Here is a 19250-nt window from a genome sequence, read left to right on the forward strand (position 1 = left end):
TGCCGTCCTCACCATGCCCAGCCCCGTCGTCGTGCCGGCCCGGCGGGCGGGGCGGGCGCCCCGGGCCGCAGGACGGCGTTGAAACAGCCCTTCTCCAGGTCCCCGCCGAGCGCCACGAACGCCTCGGGGGTGAGCTCGGCGAGCCGCCCCCGCGGCGACGTCCCGCACTCCACGCAGCGGTCGCACCAGCGGGCCGCCGCGCACCCGCACTCGGTGACCGGCACCGTCCCCTCGTGCCCGCCGCACTCGTTGTGCACACCGATCTCGCTGCCGAGCGACAGGTAGGGCAGCGGCACGCAGCCGCGCGGCGCGGCCGCGCAGCCGCCCGCGTCGCCCTCCGGGTCGACCGCCGGGTAGGCGGCGCCCCGGCCGGGCGCGCTCACGCAGTCGCCGAACCAGGTGACGGTGCCCTGCACGAGCTCGGCGGCGGGGGCGCTCCGGCTCGCCGCCGCCGGGCGGCCGGCCCGGTGCGCCGGCTGCGGCGTGCCGGGCCGGACCGCCCGCGGCCCGTCCGGCGTCCGCACGCAGATCGCGTCGAACAGGAACCCCGGCTCCAGCCGGGGGTGGCGGACCTGCACCGGCCCCCGGGCGGCGGGCGGGACCACCACGGTGGCCCGGCCCCGGTGCGGGCCCATCTCCACCTCCACGGTGCCGCGCCCGCACGCCAGGATGGTGCCGGCGATCCGGGCGGGTTCCACCCAGAGCCGCTCGGCCGCCGGCCCCTGCGGGGCCTGCCGGACGACGACCGAGCAGCCCGCGGTGAGCGCGGCGAGGCCCCCGGACAGCCCGCCGTGCCGCACCGAGGTCTCCCCGGTCATCGCCAGCCGCCGCTCCCCGTCCGCGGTGTGCAGGACCAGCAGGTGCGGGCTGGCGTCGAGCACGACCCCGGACAGGACGCGCTGCGGAGGGCGCCGCGGCCCCGCGGTTCCGGGACCGGGCGCCGGCGGGGCGCCCAGCGCGGCCTCGCGGTCGCGGCGGCGCCGCGAACCTCTGGAGCGGGGTGGCTTCACGTCGGCTCTCCGGCACGGCTGTTAGGACAGTGAGTCAAGGGTCACTCGGGGTGACCCCGCTGTCGACGGATTTGTCGCCATAAGTCAGAAGTCGCCGGAAGGCGGGAGGGAAAAAGTGCACCGGGGTTAATCATCCTCCTCCGGTTGACCCGAATATGTTGTTTCGGTTGACCTCGTATGACGGTCTCCGTGCCAGGCTGGAGGACGGCCCGCAGCCCTGGAACCGGTGGTGATGTGAACGGCGCGCCCCACGAGGAGTTCCGCGAGTACGTCGCGGCCCGCGGCCCCGCCCTGCTGCGCACCGCCACCCGGCTGACCGGCGACCGCGCCGACGCCGAGGACCTGCTGCAGGCCGCGCTCGCCAAGACCTACCTCGCCTGGGAGCGCATCGGCGACCGCGCCGCCCTCGACGGCTACGTGCGCCGCGCCATGGTCAACACGCAGATCTCCTGGTGGCGCCGCCGCCGGCTGGAGGTCTACCCGACCGACCGGCCGCCCGACCGCGCCGTCGACGACCACACCCGCCGCACCGAGATGCGCGACGTCCTGGAAAGGGCGCTCGGCCGCCTTCCCGCGCAGCAGCGCAAAGCGATCGTGCTGCGCTTTTACGCCGACATGCCCGAGGCCGAGGTCGCGAAAGCGCTCGGTGTCAGCGTCGGCACGGTCAAGAGCACCGTCTCGCGCGCGATGGCCCGGCTCCGCGACGACGACCTGCTCGGCCGCGAGTTCCCCCGCCCCGCAGGTCACGGCGGGGCGGGTACGGGGCGGGGGTAGAGACAAGCCGGGGGCCGGACGGGAAGAATCCGGTTCGGGAGGTGTGACCGGCTTCACTCCTCCCGCCCTGACCAGCCGCTGAGCAGGAGGCGCGCCGTGCTGAGCACCATGCAGGACTTCCCCTTGACGATCGCCGCGATCCTGCGGCACGGCACGACGGTGGCGGGCGCCGCCGAGGTCGCCACCTGGACGGGCGACGGCGTCCGGCGCCGCACCTACGCCGAGGTCGGCGAGCGCGCCGCCCGGCTCGCCAACGTGCTGCGCGGCCTCGGCGTGGACGCCGACCAGCGCGTCGCGACGTTCATGTGGAACAACGCCGAGCACCTGGAGGCGTACCTGGCGGTCCCGTCCATGGGCGCGGTCCTGCACACGCTGAACCTGCGGCTGTTCCCCGACCAGCTCGTCTACATCGCCGAGCACGCCGAGGACGACGTCCTGATCGCCGACGCGTCGCTGGTCCCGCTGCTGGCGCCCGTGCTGCCGCGCATGAAGACCGTCCGGCACGTCCTGGTCGTCGGGGAGGGCGACACGGCGCCGCTGGCGGAGGCGGGCAAGGAGCTGCACTCCTACGAGGAGCTGCTCGCGGCGGCGCCGGCGTCCTTCGACTGGCCCGACGTGGACGAGCGGTCCGCCGCGGCCATGTGCTACACCTCCGGCACCACCGGCAACCCCAAGGGCGTCGTCTACTCGCACCGCTCGGCGTACCTGCACTCGATGGCGGTGTCCACGGGCAACGCGTTCGCGCTGTCGGCGGACGACCGCGTCCTGCCGGTCGTGCCGATGTTCCACGCCAACGCCTGGGGCCTGCCCTACGCGGCGGTGATGGCGGGCGCCGACCTGCTCATGCCCGACCGGTTCCTGCAGGCCGCGCCGCTCGTCGCGATGATCGAGCAGGAGCGCCCGACGATCGCCGGCGCCGTCCCCACGATCTGGGCGGACCTGCTGCGGCACGCCGTCCAGCACGGCAGCGACCTGACGTCGCTCCGCCTGGTCCCGTGCGGCGGGTCGGCGGTGCCCGAGGGGCTGCTGCGCGGCTTCGACGAGGTCGGCGTGCGGATCGTGCAGGCGTGGGGGATGACCGAGACGTCCCCGGTCGCGACCGTCGCGCACCCGCCGCGCGGCGTCGCGGGCGAGGAGGCGGTCCCGTACCGCGTCTCGCAGGGCCGGGTCCTCGCGGGCGCGGAGATCCGCCTGGCCGGCGACGGGGACGTGGCGGTGCCGCACGACGGGGAGGCGGTCGGCGAGGTCCAGATCCGCGGCCCGTGGATCACCGGCGCCTACTACAAGGGCGACGACCCGGACCGCTTCCAGGACGGCTGGCTCCGCACCGGCGACGTCGGCACCCTGTCGCCCGCGGGCTACCTGACGCTGACCGACCGGGCCAAGGACGTCATCAAGTCCGGCGGCGAGTGGATCTCCTCGGTGGAGCTGGAGAACCACCTCATGGGCCACCCCGACGTCCTGGAGGCCGCGGTCGTGGGCGTCCCCGACGACCGCTGGCAGGAGCGCCCCCTCGCCTCCGTCGTCCTCCGCGAGGGCGCCGAGGTGACGGCCGCGGACCTGAAGGAGTACCTCGCCGGCCGCATCGCCCGCTGGCAGCTGCCCGAGCGCTGGACCTTCATCGAGGCCGTCCCCAAGACCAGCGTGGGCAAGTTCGACAAGAAGGTCCTCCGCCGCCACTACGCCGACGACGCCCTCGACGTCGAGCGCGTCGACTGACCCGCCGGCCCTTGGCGAAGGCCGCCCGGCGTGTGACGGTGGAGGGACCAGGGCGAGGGGGCGGGCTGCGCGGTGCCGGGTTACGTGTCGGTCGGGACGGGGGCGGCGCTGCCGCTGCCCGCCGGGGAATGGATCACGCTGGACTGGGACCGGGAGTACTCCGACGCCGCCGGCCAGCACGTCGACCAGGGCGGCCCGAGCGTGCTCGCCGGTCCCGCCCGCTACAGCCTGACGGTCGCGCTCGACGTGCGCGGGCTGCCCGCCGGGACGCGCGGTCAGGTGCGCGCGATCGAGGTGGACGCCGACGACACGTCGCGGTTCGAGAGCGGCCCCGTCCTGGACTTCGCGGTCACCGGCGGTGACGCCGCCCTGCTGTACGCCGTGGCCGCCGGGGCGCTGGCGGACGGCCGGCGGCTCCGCGTCCAGGTGCTCCAGTCCGGGGACACGGCCGGCACCGTGGGCGGCGGCGCGAAGGTGCTGTTCTGGCGCTGACGGACGGGCGCGGCGAGGTCTCGATTCGAGCGACCCGGTGGTGCGGGCGGGCCGCAGGGGTGTATGCAGGATGGACGTGATTGTCCGGACCGACCGCCCTTTGCGGGGGAGCCTAGATGACCAGGTGGTCAGCCTGCGGCCCGGCCGCCGACCGCGCGCTGGTCCACGGGCTGCACGGCGGCGGTGAGCAGGCGCTCGGCGAGCTGTACGACGCCTATGCCGAGCGCCTGTACGACTACGTCCTGTCACTGAGCGGGGACGACCGCGTCACCGCCGACGTCGTGCACGACACGTTCGTGGACGCCGCCCGCCGCGCCCCGCGCATGCGCGACCACCTGAACCTGCGGCCCTGGCTGTACGCGGCGGCGCGCCGCCGGGTCCTGCGCCGCGGGCGGCCGCGCGAGCTGTCGTGGGACGCCGCCGCGACCGGCGAGTGCGAGGCGGGCCTCGACGCGCTCCGCGCCGCCCTGTCGGCGCTGAGCGCCCCCGACCAGGAGCTGCTGCTGCTCACCGAGCGGCACGGCCTGACGGGCGGCGAGCTCGCCGCGCTGCTCGGCCTGTCGCCGCGCGCCGCCGCGTCCGACGTCGCCAAGGCCCGCGCCCGGCTGCGCGCGGCGATCGCCGAGCTGCCCATCACCGCCCCCGACGGCGGCCCCGCCGGCGACGAGCACGAGGACGACACCGAGCGCCTGCCGCTGACCGTCGCCGTGCAGGCGGCGCGGCGCCCGCTCGCGCCGCCGCGGCTGCTGGCCCGCCGGCCGCGCCGCCCCGCGCCCGGCACCGATCCGGCCGAGGTGCTGCCGCTCGCCGACGTCCCGAACCCGATCCTGCCCGCCGCGCTGCGGCACCGCGTCGTGCACACCGCGACCGATCCCGAGCTCGCCGGGTACCGCGCCGACATCGTCGCGCGCGGCGGCGGCCTCACCCCGGCGGGCATGCCGACGCAGCCGGACGTGCCGTCGCCGTTCACCCGCCGCTGGCTGTTCGCGGCGGGCGGCACCGTCGGGGCGCTCGCGACGGCGCTCGCCGTCGCGCAGCTCATGGGCCTCGGCCCGGCGCCGACGACGCTCGTCTGGCCGGGCCGCCCGGACCGCGGCCCGATCGAGGCGTCGCCGACCGCCGGCGGCGCCGCGCCGCCCGGCGCCCGCCCGAGCGGCCGCGCGCCCGTCCCGGGCGGCGGGGAGGGCGGCCGGTCCGGCGCGCCGGCCACCGGCCCGGACGCGCGCACCGCGACCGTGCCGCCGCCGGCGCGGACGCCGGGCGCGGCCCCGACGACGCCCGCCGAGGACAAGCCGCAGCTGCTCCTCAGCGGCCGGCTCGTCGTCGCGCCCGCGAAGGTGTCGATGTACGGCACCAAGACGGCGCGGGTGACGATGAGCGCGCAGGGCGGGCCGGTGCGGTGGAACGCGATCGTGAACGACGCGCAGCTCACCGTCAGCCCGGCGGACGGGGAGCTGCCGGCCGACGGGACGGGCGAGCTCACCGTGGAGTTCCACGGGACGCTGCTCAACCTGCCCGGCAGCGCCGTGCTGACCGTCATGGACGGCGCCGGCAACCAGACCGAGATCCCGGTGGAGTGGGGCGCGTCCCTCCTCTAGCGGTTGGCCCGGCGGTCCCGGTCGTTCGCGGCGAGGTGGTCGCGGATCGTCTCCATCTGGTCGCCGAGGGCGGCCTGCACGCGGACCTCCATGGCGCGGGCGACGAAGGGGTCGACCACCATCTTCACCAGCGGCCGCATCCGGCGGACCACCTCGGCGATCTCGTTGAGGTCGTCGCCGCCGAGGTCGGGCCGGTCGTCCAGCCGGTCGAAGACGTGCTCGGTGACCAGGCCGACGAACCGGCCGGCGATGACGTCGCAGTCGTCGCGGATCTGCCCGGCGATGTCGAGCACCGACTCCAGCGGGATGCCGGCGGCGACGAGCTCGGCGCCGACGTGCAGCAGCCGCGGGCTCGGCACCCGGAAGTGGTCGCCGGCCGGCTCGATCAGGCCGAGCGCGATGGTGCGCGCGACGATCCGGGCGATGTAGTCGGCGTCGTCGGTGCCGCTGCCGAACCGCTCGACCAGCTCCTCGACGGTGGCGGTGCCGGGCAGCTCGTCGGACCAGGGGTCGGTCAGCACCTTCTCCAGGCCGAGGACGTCGCCGACGTCGCGGCCGGTCTCCCAGGCCGCCACCAGGTCCTTGATCACGCCGGCGTTGTAGCCGCGCGCGAGGAGCTTGCCGATGAGCCGCAGCCGGGCGAGGTGGGCGTCGCCGTAGAGGCCGACGCGGCCCTCCAGCCGGGGCGGCGGCAGCAGGCCGCGGTCCTGGTAGGCGCGGATGTTGCGCACTGTCGTGCCGGCCGCGTGCGCCAGCTCGTCGATTCGGTACTCGGCCATGCCCCGCCCGCCGGACTCGTTTCCTTGACCACCCGGATCCTACTTCGGCAGAATTCTTCCATAACCTGATGGCACATTGAGGGATGTCACATGCCGGATCCGCGGCTCACCCGGGACATCGAGGAGACCCTCCTCGGCGGCCCGGTCCGCTACACGCGCGACCAGGTCGAGAAGCTCGCCGAGGTGGACGGGGAGCACGCCCGCCGGATCTGGCAGGCGCTCGGGTTCCCCGCGCCCGCCGACGGGGAGGTGGCCTTCACCGACGGCGACGCGCGGGCGCTCCGCGAGATCCGCGCGCTCATGGACAGCGGCCTCGTCGACGAGGACATGGTGCTCCAGCTGTCGCGCGCGGTCGGGCAGACGATGGGCCGCCTCGCGAGCTGGCTCGGCGACGTGTGGCTGCGGCGGCTCGCCGCGCTGCTGCCCGCCGAGGAGGAGGTCACCCCGGACGCGGTGCGCGCCGCGCTCACCGCGACCGAGGAGCTGCTGCCGGCGTTCGAGCGGCTGATGCTGCACGGCTGGCGGCGCCAGCTCGCCGAGGCGGGCCTCCGCGCGGCCGCGTCCACCGGCACCGCCACCGACGACCCGGCGGCGGGCCTCGCGACCGTCGCGGTCGGGTTCGCCGACGTCGTGTCGTTCACCCGGATGAGCCGCCGCATGGACGGCGACGAGCTCGCCGCGTTCGTCGAGCGGTTCGAGGGCGTGGCGACGGAGGTCGTCGCCGAGTGCGGGGGCCGCGTCGTGAAGACGCTCGGCGACGAGGTGCTGTTCGTCGCCCGGGAGGCGGGGGCGGCCGCCGAGATCGGGCTGCGGATCGCCGAGCGCTGCGACACCGACCCCGACTTCCCGCGCGTCCGGGTCGGCCTCGCCCACGGCGAGGTGATCATGCGGCTGGGCGACGTGTTCGGCACGCCGGTGAACCTGGCGGCCCGCCTCACCGCGACCGCGCACGCGGGCACCGTCCTCGTGGACGGCGCCCTGGCGGCCGAGCTCGCGGACAGCGGCGGCTACGACCTCACCACCACCCGCCCCCGCGCGCTCCAGGGCATCGGCCGCGTCCGCCCCCGCGTCCTGCGCCGCGGCCGGTCCGCCCCCTAACGGGCGGACCGGCCGGACGTCAGGACGTCAGGACTTCAGGCCGAAGTGCTTCGCCAGCACCGCGGCGCGGGCGATCGGGTCGGCGGGCAGGGACGCGAGGCCGTACGCCTTGGCCCCCATCTCCACCATCGGCGGCTCGCTGCCGTCGCCGAGCACGGAGTTCAGCGACGGCGCCGTGCAGGAGGTGTCGCCCTTCGGCAGGACGCCGTTGATCAGGTAGGCGTCGACGGCCTTGTCGACGCAGGCGAGGCCGCTGGCGTAGAGGCCGTGGTCGCCCTCCCGCTTGACGGTGAGCAGGCGGGACCCGGCGAGCGCGCGGTGCGTGCGGACGGCGCCCTCGTACGGCGTGGCCGGGTCGTGGGTCGACTGCACCATCAGGACGGGCGGCGCGCCCTTGCCGGTCGGCTTGCGCAGCGCGAGCGCCCCGGCGGGCCGCTTCCAGTACTGGCAGGGGTCGGAGATGGTCGAGTACCCGATCAGCGGGTACTTCTTGCCGAGCTTCGCCGACCGCGCGACGTTCGCCTTCACCGTCCCGGTGAACTTGGTGTCGTTGCAGGTGACGGCGGTGAAGGTGGCGTACTCGGAGTCGTAGTAGACCGAGGGACCGCTGAAGTGCGGCGCGGGCGCGGCGTGCACGCGCTTGGCGACGGCCGCGAGGTCCGCCGGGACGCCGCCGCCGAGCGCCGTGGAGCGGACCTTGACGCCGGTGTAGCGCCTCAGCACGCGCAGGTCGTCGGCGAGCTGCGGGAAGCTCCACTTGGAGTACATCGCCGACGCGGCGTAGGCGTCGAGGTCGGACGCGTGCAGGTCGCCGCCGCCGAGCAGGGGCAGCGGGTCCTTGGCGATCGCCTTGCGGACGCCCTCGAAGGTGCGGCGCACCTGCGCCTTGCTGCGGCCGAGCTTGAACCGCTTGTCGTGCGCGGCGGCCCAGGCGGTGAAATCGCTGCTGAAGCGCCGCTCGAAGCCCTTGGCCTGGAGGCCGGTCAGCCCCTGCCAGGTCCCGGTGACGTCGGTGTTGGAGTCCAGCACGAACCGGCCGGCGTGCTTCGGGAACACCGCCGCGTACTGGGCGCCGAGCCAGGTCCCGGCCGAGTAGCCGAGCCAGTGGATGCGGTCCTGGCCGAGCAGGGAGCGCAGCAGGTCGATGTCGCGGACGGTCTGCGCGGTGGTGACGTACGCGGCGAGCTTGCTGCGGCAGGCGGCGGCGTTCTTCTTGGCGGCGGCCAGCAGGCGCTCGACGTTCTTGGCGCGGCGGTCGCGCGGGTCCAGCGTCGAGCCGTAGTACTTGCCGTCGCAGGTGATGCTGTCGCTGGCACCCGTGCCGCGCACGTCGAACCCGACGAGGTCGAGGTCCTTGCCGAGGGCGCTCGGGTTCCCCTTCTGGTCGGTGGCGAAGGCCAGCGGCATGTCGATCCCCGACGCGCCGGGCCCGCCGGGGTTGATGAGGACGGCGCCGCGCGCGTGGCCGCTCGCGGCGCGCAGCCGGCTGACGGCGATCTCGATCTTCTTGCCGCCGGGGTTCTTCCAGTCGAGGGGCGCGGCGTAGGTGCCGCAGTCCATCCGCTTCATGAACGGCGGGAGGGACGGGGGGGCCTCGCCGTCGTCCCCGTCGCCGCCGGGGGGCTCCTCGAAGCAGGGCTCCCAGGCGATCTTCTGGGCGGCCAGGCCGGCGGGCACGGTCCCGGCGGCGCGCGCCGGGTCCGGGGCGGCCGAGGCCGCGGTCCAGGCCGGGACGGTCCCGGCGATGAGCGCGAACGCTCCCACCGCGAGGGTGAGACGGCGCATGCGACCTCCTTGGGGGGCGCACGACGGACGAGGCCCCCGTGGTGGCGGGGGCCGCTGGCGTGCGATGACAGTGAGCGGATCATAGGGGTAAAATTCCTGTAAAGCGACACTTAGCGCCCCTATTGATCATGGTGGGGGGTGGAGCCAGGTCCACCCCCGGGCGGGTGTGCAGCCCCATGTCGGGGCGCGGCCCGCGGCGGAAGAGTCGATCACGTCAGCGCCCCACCGGCCCGGGAGCCCACCGTGATCCGCACCCTGCTCGCCCTGTCCACCGCCGCCGCCGCGGCCGTCGGCCTCGCCGCCGCCCCGGCCCAGGCGGCACCCGCCCCGGCGCTGCGCGAGCGCGCGCAGCGCCTCGTCGCCGACGGCGCCCCCGGCGTGATCGTCATGTCCCGGCGCGGCGCCCGCACGCGGTACGCCGCCGCCGGCTACGCCGACACCGCCACCGGGCGCCCGATGAGCGGCGGCCTGCAGTTCCGCATCGCCTCGGTCACCAAGACCTTCACCGCGACCGTCGTGCTCCAGCTCGCCGCCGAGCACCGGCTCCGGCTGGACGACACCGTGGACCGCTGGCTCCCCGGCCTCGTCCCCGGCGCGCCGATCACCGTCCGGCAGCTCCTCCAGCACACGAGCGGCCTGCCGGAGTACGCGCTCGACCCGCGCATCCAGAGCGACCCGGCCCGCGACTGGACGCCCCGCGAGCTCGTCGGCATCGCCCTCGACCAGCCGCGCTTCACCGACGGCGGCTGGCACTACGCCAACACCAACTACATCCTGCTCGGCCTCATCGCGGAGAAGGCGACCGGCCGCTCCTTCACCGCCGAGCTGAACCGCCGCATCATCGGCCCCCTCCGGCTGACGCACACCGCGCTCCCGGCCGGAACGTCCTTCACCGCCCCCTACGTGCACGGCTACTACGGCGACTACGGCGACGTGAGCACGCTCGTCAGCCCGTCGAGCGGCTGGACGTCCGGCGGGATGATCTCCACGGCGGGCGACGTCGCGCGCTTCCACCGCGCCCTGTTCGGCGGGCGGCTGCTGCCCGCCGCCGAGCAGCGCGCGCTGACCGCGACGATCCCGGTGGTCGACGAGGGCCGCGCCGAGGACTACGGCCTCGGCGTCTACCGGGTGAGGCTGTCGTGCGGGTACGCCTGGGGCCACGACGGCGGCTGGCCCGGCTACCGCACCTGGACCTACACCCGGCCCGGCCGGCAGGCCGTCATCACCTATAACAGCAACGCCGCCGACGCCGTCCCCGCGTTCCAGAAGGACCTCGCCGCGACCGCCGACGCCGCCGTCTGCGGCTGACCCGGGACGCGGCCCCGCCCGCGCGCCGCCCGCGACCGCCCCGCGCCCCCGCCGACCAGGCACGACGCGGCACCCGGGACGTCCCGGCCGCCCGGGACGATCTTGTCCCGGGCGGCCGCGCCGCGCGCCCCGCCCCCGCGCCGCCGCCACCCCGCCGACCTGCGCGGAAGCGCCCCCGCCCGGCCAGGCGATTCCTCCCGCCGAGGGGACGGCCGCCCCATGAGGGCAGGACGTCCGGCGGGCCAGTCTCTGGTCGTCGGCCCCGCACGGGGCCGGCAGGGGGCACCGCCGGGGGACCGGCGGTGCGGACACAGGGAGAGCGCGTGAAGCGACCGGAGAAGATCCTCATCGAGGACCTGCCCGCGGGCGTGGCGGAGATCGCCGGCACCGAGCTGGACCTGCTGGCCGGCGGCCAGAAGGACGCCTCGATGATCAAGTCCTGGGGCATCGCGGCGGGCGGCGTCGAGTCCGCCTCCGCCGAGTGGCGGATCGACTAGCACCGACGCCGGCAGGGCGCCCCGCGCACCGCGCGGGGCGCCCGCCCTCCCGGGACGGAAGCCATGATCCTCATCCTGAGCGAGCCCGCCGATCCGACCGTCCGCCTCGTCCTGCCGAAGCTGCTCGACCGGGGCGCCGACGTGCTCTGGTGGGATCCCGCCGACTTCCCCGCGCGCGCCCGCCTCACCGCCGTCGTGGACGGCCCCGACCCGCGGCTGCTGCTGCACACCGGCGACGCCGAGCACGACCTGTCGGCCGTCACCGCCGTGTGGAACCGGCGCCCCGGCCGCCCGCGCGCCGCAGCCGCCACCGATCCCGAGCACCGCGACCGCGCCGAGAGCCTCGCCCGCATCCACCTCGCGGGCTTCCTGGACCTGCTGGAGGCGCGCTGGCTGCCCGCGCGCGGCCGCGTCCTCGACGCCGTCCACAACAAGCTGACCCACCTGGTGCCCGCCGTCCGGCACGGCTTCACCGTCCCCGAGACGGTCTTCACCAACGACCCGGGCGCGCTCGTCCCGGCCTGGCACCGGCACGGCGGCCGCCTCGTCGCCAAGCTGCTGCAGCCCGAGGAGTGCCGGGTGGACGGCGAGCGGCACCTCGTCTACACGACCGAGGTCGGCCGCCGGCAGCTCGCCGGCCGGCACCGCGTCCGGCACGAGCCGGTGATCCTGCAGCCCTACGTCGACAAGGACGTCGAGCTGCGCGTCACCGTCGTCGGCGACCGGGTGTTCGCCGCCGCCATCGACTCGCAGGCGTCCCGGCTGACCCGCGTCGACTGGCGCCACTACGAGGACGAGTCGGTGCCCTACACCGCCTGCGAGCTGCCCGCCGACGTCGCCGCGCGCTGCGCCGCCTACGTCGCGGCGTGCGGCCTGAGCTACGGCGCGCTCGACCTCATCCGCACCCCGGCGGGCGAGCACGTGTTCCTGGAGATCAACCCCAACGGGCACTGGGGCTGGATCGAGGACGAGACCGGCCTGCCCATCGGCGACGCGATCGCCGGCTGGCTGCTGGCCGCCGAGGAGGACCCGACATGATCACCGAGACCGGTCTCGGCGCCGCGCTCGGCTCGGCCGCCGAGCTGCTGCGCGGCCTGCCCCGCCGCCGCGACGGCGAGAGCGCGGCGCGCGCCGCCGTCCGCGCCTGGGCCGCCGACCATCCCGGCCTGGACGCCGAGCTCGTCATCGCGCCGCACCCGTCCTCGCCGGTGGTGGACTACGACCTCGTCCTGGCGCACCCGGACGGCGGCACCGTCACCGTGACCGCGCAGCCCGAGGACGGCGTCCCCTGGCTGGTGGACCACTCCACCCACTGGGCCGCCAACCGGGTCCTCACCGTCGACGGCTTCGACGTGACCGTCCCGCAGGCGCTCATGGCGGTGCGGGCCGCCGGGGCGCGGCGCCCGTCGCTGCACCGCGAGCTCGTCGACCACTGCCTGCTGTACGCGCTGGCCGCCGGCGACACCGCGCCGGTGACGCGCGAGGAGACGCAGGCGGCGGCCGACGAGTTCCGGCGCTCGCGCGGCCTGCACGACCGCGCGGTGACCCTTGCCTGGCTCGCCGAGGCGGGCCTCACCGAGGACGACCTCGCCCGCCACGTCGACCGGTACGCCCGCGTCCGCCGGCTGCGGCGCCGCAAGGAGCGCGAGCTCGGCCCCGCCCTGCTCGCCGCCGACCCCGGCCGCTTCGACCGGGTGGACGCGCTCTGGGCGCTCACCGACGGCGAGGTGACCGCCGCGCGCGTCGCCCGCACCCTGCCGGTCGTCCCGACCGTCCGGATGGAGCTGACCTCCGTCGAGACCGTCGCGGACGCGCTGCCCGAGCCGATGCGCGGCGCCGCCGCCGACGAGCGCGTCGGGCCCGTCCCCTACGAGGGGCGCTGGCTCGCCGGGCTCGTCCGGTCGCGGCGCCCCGCCGCCGCCGACGTCGCGGCCCGCGCCGCCGAGCGCGCCGCGTTCGACGCCTGGCTCGCCGAGCGCCGCGCGGCGGCCGACATCCGGTGGCACTGGCTGTGAGGCGGCGGGTGCCGCGGCTGCTCCAGCAGTCCCGGTCGGACTGCGGGGCGGCCTGCGTCGCGATGCTGCGCGCCGCGCACGGCCGCCCCACCACCGTGCGGGAGGCGGCCGCGCTGCTGCCCGACGGCCGCGACGGCGCGTCCCTGCGCGACCTGGTGGACGCGGGCGCCGCCCTCGGCCTCGGCCTGCGGCCGCTCCGCGCCCCGCTGAACGCGCTGGCGGGCCTGCCGCTCCCGCTGGCCGTCCACTGGGAGCAGCGGCACTACGTCGTCGTCGAGCGGATCGGGCCGCGCCGCGTCCGCGTCGTCGACCCGGCGCGCGGCGCCCTCACCCTGACCACCGAGGAGTTCGCGGCCGGCTACAGCGGCACGGCCCTCGCCGTCGCCGCCGTCCGCCCGGTGCCGGACGCGCCGCGCGCCCGCTGGTGGCGGAGGCCCGTCGCGCGGCTGCTGCTCGGCGCCCTGCGCGACCCGCGGCTCATCGCCGCCGTCGTCCTGGCGTCCCTGGCCGTGCAGGCGTTCGGGCTCGCCGTCCCGCTCCTCACCCGCGCCGTCGTGGACGCCGCGCCCGCCGGGCGCTTCGACGGACCCCTCATGCTCGCCGCCGCGGGCGCGGCCGTCGCCGCCCGCACGCTGGTGTCGCTGCTGCGCGCCGCCGCCCTCATCCGCCTGGAGAACCGGACGTCGGCGCTCCTCATGCGGCGCCTCGTCCGGCACACCCTCGCGCTGCCGTTCCGCTACTTCGACGCCCGCAGCAGCGGCGACGTCCTGGAGCGCCTCGCCTCGGTCGCCGGCATCCGCGACCTGGTCACCGAGCGGTCCCTGGCGTTCGCGTTCGACCTGCTGACGGCCGCCGGGTACCTCGCCGTCCTCGCCGCCGCCTCCCCGCCCGTCGCCGCCGTCACCCTCGCGGCCGCCGCCGCGCAGATCGCCGTCGCCCTCGTGGCCGGCCGCGTCACGCTGCACCGCGCGCGGGCCGCGCTGAACGCCCAGACCGACGCGCAGAGCACCCTGGTCGAGAGCCTCCAGGGCATCGAGACGCTGAAGGCGACGGGCGGCGAGCCGGTCGCGGCGGACCGCTGGAGCGGCCGCTTCGACGCCGAGCTCGCCGCCGTCCGGGCCCGCGACCGCGCCATGGCCGCGGGCCAGGCGGCGACCGACGCCGTCCAGCTCGCCCTCGCCCTCGGCCTGCTGCTCGTCGTCGCGCACCTCGTCGCGGGCGCGTCCGGCGGCCTCGGCACGCTCCTCGGCGTCGCCGCGCTCGCCGGGTCGGCGACCGCGCCCCTCGCCGGGCTCCTCGGCACCCTCCAGCAGGTCAGCCTCGCCGCCGCGCAGGCCGGACGCGTCGGCGACCTGCTGGAGGCCGCGCCCGAACCGACCGGCACCGCCCGCCCCGCCGAGCTGCGCGGCGACATCGAGCTGGACCGCGTCAGCTTCGGCTACGACCCGCGCGCCCCCGTCCTGCACGAGGTGACGCTGCGCGTCCCCGCCGGGCACCGCGTCGCCGTCGTCGGGCCGTCGGGGTCGGGCAAGACGACGCTCGGCCGCGTCCTGCTCGGCCTGCTCGAACCGACCGGCGGCACCGTCCGCTTCGACGGCGTCCCCCTCGCGGACCTCGACCGGCGCTGGCTGCGCGGCCGCGTCGGCGCCGTCCCGCAGCAGCCGTTCCTGTTCCGCGGGCCGGTCGCCGGCAACATCGCGATGGGCCGCACCGGCGGCGACGTCGCGGACGCCGCCCGCCTCGCCGGCATCGCCGCCGACGTCGAGCGCTGGCCGATGGGCTACCTGACCGACGTCGGCGAGGCCGGCGGCCGCGTGTCCGGCGGCCAGCGCCAGCGCCTCGCGCTCGCCCGCGCCCTGTACGGGCGGCCCCGCGTCCTGCTGCTGGACGAGCCGACGTCCAGCCTCGACGCCGCCGCCGAGGAGCACATCCGCCGGTCCCTCGCCGGGCTCGGCTGCACGCAGATCGTCGTCGCGCACCGGCTGTCGACCGTCCGCGACGCCGACCTGATCGTCGTGCTGGACGCCGGGCGCGTCGTGGAGACCGGCACCCACGACGAGCTCGTCGCGCGGGACGGCGCCTACGCGCGCCTCACCGCCGCCCAGCGCGCCGGCTGACCCGCCGCGTCACGCGCCGTCGCTCGGGCGGGCGGGCTCCGGCCCGTCCGCGCCGACCCGGATCATCCGCACGATCCGGACGATCCGCAGCCGGCGGCCGTCCACCGCGAACTCGCTGCGCCCCTCGCCCGCCACCGCGTCCGCGGCGCCGGGGACCAGGACGGCGAGCCGCTCGCGCACCACCCGCGGCCCGGTGCCGCCGGTGAGCGGCGCCCACGAGCCGTCCCGCTCCTCCATCGCGGCGTAGTCGAGCGGCAGCAGCACGATCCCCGGATACGCGGCGAGCGCGTCGCGGGCCTCGCGCAGCGCGTCCTCGGGCACCGTGCCGCGCGCCGGCGCGAGGTTGGCGAGGTCGAGGCGGAGCGCGGCGTCCGTCGAGGTCGTCGGGGCCGCCGGATCGAGGACGAACCCGCGGTCGGGGTAGGGCACGGCGGGCTCCTCGTCGGTGGCGCGGAGCGGCTCGGGGCCGTCCTCGCCGAGCCGCACGAACCCCTGCACCCGCACGATCCGGAAGCGGCGCCCGCGCAGCGACCACTCCGTCTCGCGGCCGCGGTGCCGGGCGACCTCGGCGGCGAGCGCGGCGGCGTCCGGGTCCTCCTCGGCGCGCAGGGCCGAGGCGAGCAGCGCCCGCGCGCTCATCGGGGTGGGGCGGTCCAGGCCGGCGATCCGCCAGCGCCCGCCGTCCTGCTCGGCGACGCCGAAGTCCGCGGTGCCCGCGCCCGCGAGCCGCGGGTAGACGAGCACCCGCTCGGTGGCCTCCTGCTCCCGCACCGCCGTGACGGGATCGACTTCCGACCTGAGGTTGATGACGTCATATCCGGCCATACCGTCGAACGACATGCCTCCATCGTGCGTCCGTTCCGGCCCGTCCGACACCCCCCGCCTCCAGATCCCCGGCCGTACCTGAGCGCGTCCGGCATCCGGCGCCCCGCATGGATATGCGTTCGGACGCCGGCGGCGGAACGGCATTCCGGCCGCCGGGCGGTAACTGCAATTCTCACATCTCCTCACTCCGGGTGCCTTTTCCGGCTTCCCGCCGGAAAGGCGTGGAGGCCGAATGTGGTCATATGTCAAGGCGAGTAAGGCGGGTCGTTGCAGGACACGGCCACGGTACCGAATGGCGTCCCGAGGTAAATATCCACCACTTCCGCATCGGCGCCTCCCCACCGCTTAGCGTGTTCCTCCAGCGTCCGAGGAGGGACGGCCATGCATCCCCTGGGGGACTCGTCAGACCGCGGCGGCAGGCGCGCCGCCGGGACGCCATGAGCGCCGCCAGTCCCGCCCGCGTCCACGACCACCTCCTCGGCGGGAAGGACAACTACCTCGCCGACCGCCGCCTCGTCGCCGAGCTCCTGGAGCTCCAGCCGAACCTGCGGACGGCGGCCCGCGCGAACCGCGCCTTCCTCGGCCGCGCCGTCGCCGCCCTCGCCGCCCTCGGCGTCGACCAGTTCCTCGACGTCGGCTGCGGGCTGCCCACCCGCGACAACGTCCACCAGATGGCGGCCCGCCGCCTCCCCGGCGCCCGCACCGTCTACCTCGACAACGACCCCGCCGTCGTCGCCCACGCCCGCGCCCTCATGGCCGCCGACGCGGGCGTCGAGGCGATGACCGCCGACCTGCGCAAGCCCGAGGAGCTCCTCGGCCTCGCGGCCGGCTCCCTGGACTGGCGGCGCCCGGTCGCGCTCGTCCTCACCGCCGTCCTGCACCTGCTGCCCGACGCCGACGGGCCCGCCGCCATCGTCGCCGCCCTGCGCGGCGCGCTGCCGCCCGGCAGCGCCCTCGTCGTCAGCCACCTCACCGCCCCGCTGGCGCCCGGGGTCGCCGACCTGTACGCCGAGCGGTGCGGCGTCCCGCTGACGGTCCGCCCGCCCGCGACACTGCTCGGCTACCTCGGCGGCTGGCCGCTGCTGCCGCCCGGCCTCGCCCCCACGGCGGCCTGGCAGCACCCGCTCCCGCCGCCCGACCCCGCCGCCTGCCTCTCCCACGGCGCCGTCGCCCTCTCCCCGGCGCGCGGGTAAAGCACCGCCGCCACAAAGATCAGCTTGCCCGGGGGCGGCCCCGGGCAGGGCCCCGGTATGCCTTCCGACCCCGCGGGCCCGCCGGCCGGGCCGCCGCCGCGGCTGCGCTCGGCGGCCCGCACCACCGCCTGCCTGCTCGTGCTCGCCGCCGGCGTCGCGCTGGTCGCGTGGATCCTCGCCGAGCTCGCCGCCGTCACCCTCGCGATCGTCGTCGCGCTCCTCATGACCGCGCTGATCGAGCCCGTCGCCCGGCTGCTCCGCCGGTTCCGCCTCCCGCCCTGGCTCGCCGCGCTCGGCGGCCTGCTGACGATCCTCGTCATCGTCGCGCTGCCGCTCTGGCTCATCGTGGACCGCCTGGCCCGGCAGTGGTCCGAGCTCACCACGGCGCTGCGCGGCGGCGTCGAGCGCCTCGGGTCCTGGCTCGTCGACGGGCCGCTGCCCGTCACCGACGAGCAGCTCCGGTCGCTCGGCGCGAACCTGCGCGAGACCGCCCTCGACTCCGCGCCGCGCCTGCTCAGCCGGGCGAGCACCGTCACCCAGGTCGTCACCGGCGCCCTCACCGCGTTCGTCCTGCTGTTCTTCCTCCTCAAGGACGGCCCCGGCATGTGGGACTGGATCGTCCGCCGCACCCCGGCCGCCCACCGCGACCGCGTCCGCGCGGGCGGGCAGGCCGGCTGGACGACCCTCACCGCCTACATCCGCGGCGAGCTCGTCATCGCCCTCGTCGACGCCGCCGGCATCGGCCTCGCCCTCGTGCTGGTCGGCGTGCCCCTCGCCGTCCCGCTCGCCGCGCTCACCTTCATCGCCGCGTTCGTCCCGATCGTCGGCGCGCTCGCCTCCGGCGCCGTCGCCGTCCTCATCACGCTGGTCGGCAACGGCCTCGGCGACGCGATCCTGGTGCTCGTCGCGATCATCGCCGTGCAGCAGATCGAGGGCAACCTGCTGCAGCCGGTCATCATCGGCCGCGCCCTGGACCTGCACGGCGCCGTCGTCCTCGTCGCCGTCACCGCCGGGACCCTCGTCGCCGGCATCGCGGGCGCCGTCCTCGCCGTGCCGCTCCTCGCCGTCTGCTACCGCGTCACCCTCGTCCTGACCGGCGAGCGCACCCCCGACGGCGGCGTCCCCTAGACCTGCGGCGCGTCCGGCGTGGACGCCCACACCGCCAGCGACAGCAGCAGCCGCGACAGGCCGCTGACCCACAGCATCAGGCCGATGACCACGAGCGGCAGCCCGTACAGCGGATCGGTGAGCGCGTGCCGCAGCAGGAACAGCGCGGCCACCGCCATCGCCGTCAGGCCCGCGCCGCCCGCCCACGACGCCTGCGCCACCCGCGCGTCGCGCGGCGCGCCGCCGAGCCGCCGGAACAGCCACCCGCAGATCAGCGCGCCCCACCCGGCCGCCAGCGCCGCACCCGCGACCCGCGCCGCGACCTCGCCCCACAGCGGCACCGCGTGCCCGTCCGACGCCGCCAGCCGGAACGGCCCGCCGAGCGCCAGCACCGCCAGCCCGAGCAGCACCAGGACCGCCGCCAGGAACACCACCAGCACCACCAGGTCCCGCACGTACCCCCGCACGAACCCCGGCTCCCGCGCGGAACCCGGCCCCCACACCGTCCGCAGCGCCCGCCGCCCCGCGTCCACCCACAGCCGCCCCGCGTAGAGCAGCCCGAGGACGCCGAGCGTCGTCGTGACGGCCCGCACCGACGCCTTCGCCTGCGCGGCGAACACGCTCGCGCCTAGATCAGCGTCCACGCCGAGCGTCTGCTGGATCGACCGGTCGAGCTCGGCCTGCAGCTGCGGCTGGCGCGCCACCACGTGCCCGGCGACCGCGTACACCAGCGCCACCAGCGGGAACAGCGACAGGATCCCGAAGTAGGTCACCGACCCGGCCACGTGCTGCATCCCGAGCGTGTAGTAGCGCTGGTAGGACCGCACGGCCCGCCCGATCCCCGGCCGCGCGTACGCGCCGTCCCGCACCGCCTCGACCCGCGCCCGCCCCGCGGCGTAGCGGTCCCGGTAGCGCCCCCGCCAGGCCCCCACG

At 76.5% G+C, this 19250-nt stretch carries 17 protein-coding genes; 12 read left to right on the top strand and 5 right to left on the bottom strand.

Annotated elements, in window-relative coordinates; genetic code table 11:
* Positions 1–8: 8 nt before the first annotated feature.
* Positions 9–881 carry a hypothetical protein gene (locus K1Y72_RS05750; protein ID WP_308286916.1) on the bottom strand — a complete coding sequence of 291 codons (873 nt, stop codon included), beginning with the start codon at positions 879–881 and terminating at the stop codon, positions 9–11.
* A 363-nt stretch (positions 882–1244) separates the two neighbouring features.
* Between K1Y72_RS05750 and K1Y72_RS05755 the strand changes: the two genes are divergently transcribed.
* From K1Y72_RS05755 to K1Y72_RS05770, 4 genes are all read left to right on the top strand, one after another.
* Positions 1245–1784, top strand: coding sequence for a SigE family RNA polymerase sigma factor (locus tag K1Y72_RS05755; RefSeq protein ID WP_308286917.1), 540 nt, complete (start codon positions 1245–1247; stop codon positions 1782–1784).
* Between the two features lie 96 nt (positions 1785–1880).
* A complete protein-coding gene (locus K1Y72_RS05760) occupies positions 1881–3503 on the top strand; it encodes a long-chain fatty acid--CoA ligase (protein ID WP_220163946.1) in 1623 nt (540 codons plus the stop codon).
* A gap of 72 nt (positions 3504–3575) precedes the next feature.
* A complete protein-coding gene (locus tag K1Y72_RS05765) occupies positions 3576–3995 on the top strand; it encodes a hypothetical protein (RefSeq protein ID WP_220163948.1) in 420 nt (139 codons plus the stop codon).
* Between the two features lie 116 nt (positions 3996–4111).
* Positions 4112–5593, top strand: a complete 1482-nt coding sequence (locus tag K1Y72_RS05770) for a sigma-70 family RNA polymerase sigma factor (protein ID WP_220163950.1) — start codon at positions 4112–4114, stop codon at positions 5591–5593.
* Here K1Y72_RS05770 and K1Y72_RS05775 read toward each other — a convergent pair.
* Positions 5590–6372 carry a MerR family transcriptional regulator gene (locus K1Y72_RS05775; RefSeq protein ID WP_220163953.1) on the bottom strand — a complete coding sequence of 261 codons (783 nt, stop codon included), beginning with the start codon at positions 6370–6372 and terminating at the stop codon, positions 5590–5592. The genes K1Y72_RS05770 and K1Y72_RS05775 overlap by 4 nt on opposite strands.
* Positions 6373–6462: 90 nt before the next feature.
* Between K1Y72_RS05775 and K1Y72_RS05780 the strand changes: the two genes are divergently transcribed.
* On the top strand, positions 6463–7470 hold the full coding sequence (locus K1Y72_RS05780; protein WP_220163955.1) for an adenylate/guanylate cyclase domain-containing protein: 1008 nt from the start codon (positions 6463–6465) through the stop codon (positions 7468–7470).
* Between the two features lie 27 nt (positions 7471–7497).
* Here the strand turns inward: K1Y72_RS05780 and K1Y72_RS05785 are convergent, their stop codons facing one another.
* Entirely contained in the window at positions 7498–9255 is a 1758-nt protein-coding gene (locus tag K1Y72_RS05785) for an alpha/beta hydrolase (RefSeq protein ID WP_220163957.1), read from the bottom strand.
* Between the two features lie 243 nt (positions 9256–9498).
* Between K1Y72_RS05785 and K1Y72_RS05790 the strand changes: the two genes are divergently transcribed.
* The 5 genes from K1Y72_RS05790 to K1Y72_RS05810 all read left to right on the top strand — a co-directional run bounded on the left by K1Y72_RS05790 (position 9499) and on the right by K1Y72_RS05810 (position 15192).
* The gene (locus K1Y72_RS05790; RefSeq protein ID WP_220163959.1) at positions 9499–10563 is read left to right on the top strand and encodes a serine hydrolase domain-containing protein; all 1065 of its coding nucleotides are present in this window, start codon (positions 9499–9501) and stop codon (positions 10561–10563) included.
* Between the two features lie 323 nt (positions 10564–10886).
* Positions 10887–11060, top strand: coding sequence for a hypothetical protein (locus tag K1Y72_RS05795; RefSeq protein WP_220163961.1), 174 nt, complete (start codon positions 10887–10889; stop codon positions 11058–11060).
* Positions 11061–11123: 63 nt separating this feature from the next.
* Complete coding sequence (locus tag K1Y72_RS05800; RefSeq protein ID WP_220163963.1) at positions 11124–12098, top strand: MvdC/MvdD family ATP grasp protein; 975 nt, start codon at positions 11124–11126, stop codon at positions 12096–12098.
* A complete protein-coding gene (locus K1Y72_RS05805; protein WP_220163965.1) occupies positions 12095–13075 on the top strand; it encodes a TIGR04500 family putative peptide maturation system protein in 981 nt (326 codons plus the stop codon). The genes K1Y72_RS05800 and K1Y72_RS05805 overlap by 4 nt, the downstream gene beginning before the upstream one ends.
* 8 nt (positions 13076–13083) lie before the next feature.
* Complete coding sequence (locus K1Y72_RS05810; RefSeq protein WP_220163967.1) at positions 13084–15192, top strand: peptidase domain-containing ABC transporter; 2109 nt, start codon at positions 13084–13086, stop codon at positions 15190–15192.
* 9 nt (positions 15193–15201) lie between these two features.
* Here the strand turns inward: K1Y72_RS05810 and K1Y72_RS05815 are convergent, their stop codons facing one another.
* Positions 15202–16032 (bottom strand): DUF5954 family protein, encoded by an 831-nt coding sequence (locus K1Y72_RS05815; protein ID WP_220163969.1) that lies wholly within the window; start codon positions 16030–16032, stop codon positions 15202–15204.
* A gap of 422 nt (positions 16033–16454) precedes the next feature.
* On the opposite strand from K1Y72_RS05815, the gene K1Y72_RS05820 reads away from it, so the two are divergent.
* Both K1Y72_RS05820 and K1Y72_RS05825 read left to right on the top strand, forming a co-directional pair.
* Complete coding sequence (locus K1Y72_RS05820) at positions 16455–17210, top strand: SAM-dependent methyltransferase (RefSeq protein WP_220163971.1); 756 nt, start codon at positions 16455–16457, stop codon at positions 17208–17210.
* Positions 17211–17267: 57 nt separating this feature from the next.
* Positions 17268–18338: an AI-2E family transporter gene (locus tag K1Y72_RS05825; protein WP_220163973.1), complete on the top strand. Its 1071-nt coding sequence runs from the start codon at positions 17268–17270 to the stop codon at positions 18336–18338.
* Here K1Y72_RS05825 and K1Y72_RS05830 read toward each other — a convergent pair.
* Positions 18335–19249, bottom strand: a complete 915-nt coding sequence (locus K1Y72_RS05830; RefSeq protein ID WP_220163975.1) for a YhjD/YihY/BrkB family envelope integrity protein — start codon at positions 19247–19249, stop codon at positions 18335–18337. The two genes, K1Y72_RS05825 and K1Y72_RS05830, sit on opposite strands and share 4 nt — an antisense overlap.
* Position 19250: the final 1 nt, after the last annotated feature.

This window comes from Actinomadura parmotrematis (assembly GCF_019458805.1).
Taxonomy (GTDB): domain Bacteria; phylum Actinomycetota; class Actinomycetes; order Streptosporangiales; family Streptosporangiaceae; genus Spirillospora; species Spirillospora parmotrematis.

What these genes read in the sequence shown, in the direction of transcription:
- K1Y72_RS05770 (WP_220163950.1), top strand. Translation starts at nt 4,112, where the DNA reads ATGACCAGGTGGTCAGCCTGCGGCCCGGCCGCCGACCGCGCGCTGGTC.
- K1Y72_RS05775 (WP_220163953.1), bottom strand. Translation starts at nt 6,372, where the DNA reads ATGGCCGAGTACCGAATCGACGAGCTGGCGCACGCGGCCGGCACGACA.
- K1Y72_RS05780 (WP_220163955.1), top strand. Translation starts at nt 6,463, where the DNA reads ATGCCGGATCCGCGGCTCACCCGGGACATCGAGGAGACCCTCCTCGGC.
- K1Y72_RS05785 (WP_220163957.1), bottom strand. Translation starts at nt 9,255, where the DNA reads ATGCGCCGTCTCACCCTCGCGGTGGGAGCGTTCGCGCTCATCGCCGGG.
- K1Y72_RS05800 (WP_220163963.1), top strand. Translation starts at nt 11,124, where the DNA reads ATGATCCTCATCCTGAGCGAGCCCGCCGATCCGACCGTCCGCCTCGTC.
- K1Y72_RS05805 (WP_220163965.1), top strand. Translation starts at nt 12,095, where the DNA reads ATGATCACCGAGACCGGTCTCGGCGCCGCGCTCGGCTCGGCCGCCGAG.
- K1Y72_RS05815 (WP_220163969.1), bottom strand. Translation starts at nt 16,032, where the DNA reads ATGTCGTTCGACGGTATGGCCGGATATGACGTCATCAACCTCAGGTCG.
- K1Y72_RS05820 (WP_220163971.1), top strand. Translation starts at nt 16,455, where the DNA reads ATGAGCGCCGCCAGTCCCGCCCGCGTCCACGACCACCTCCTCGGCGGG.
- K1Y72_RS05825 (WP_220163973.1), top strand. Translation starts at nt 17,268, where the DNA reads ATGCCTTCCGACCCCGCGGGCCCGCCGGCCGGGCCGCCGCCGCGGCTG.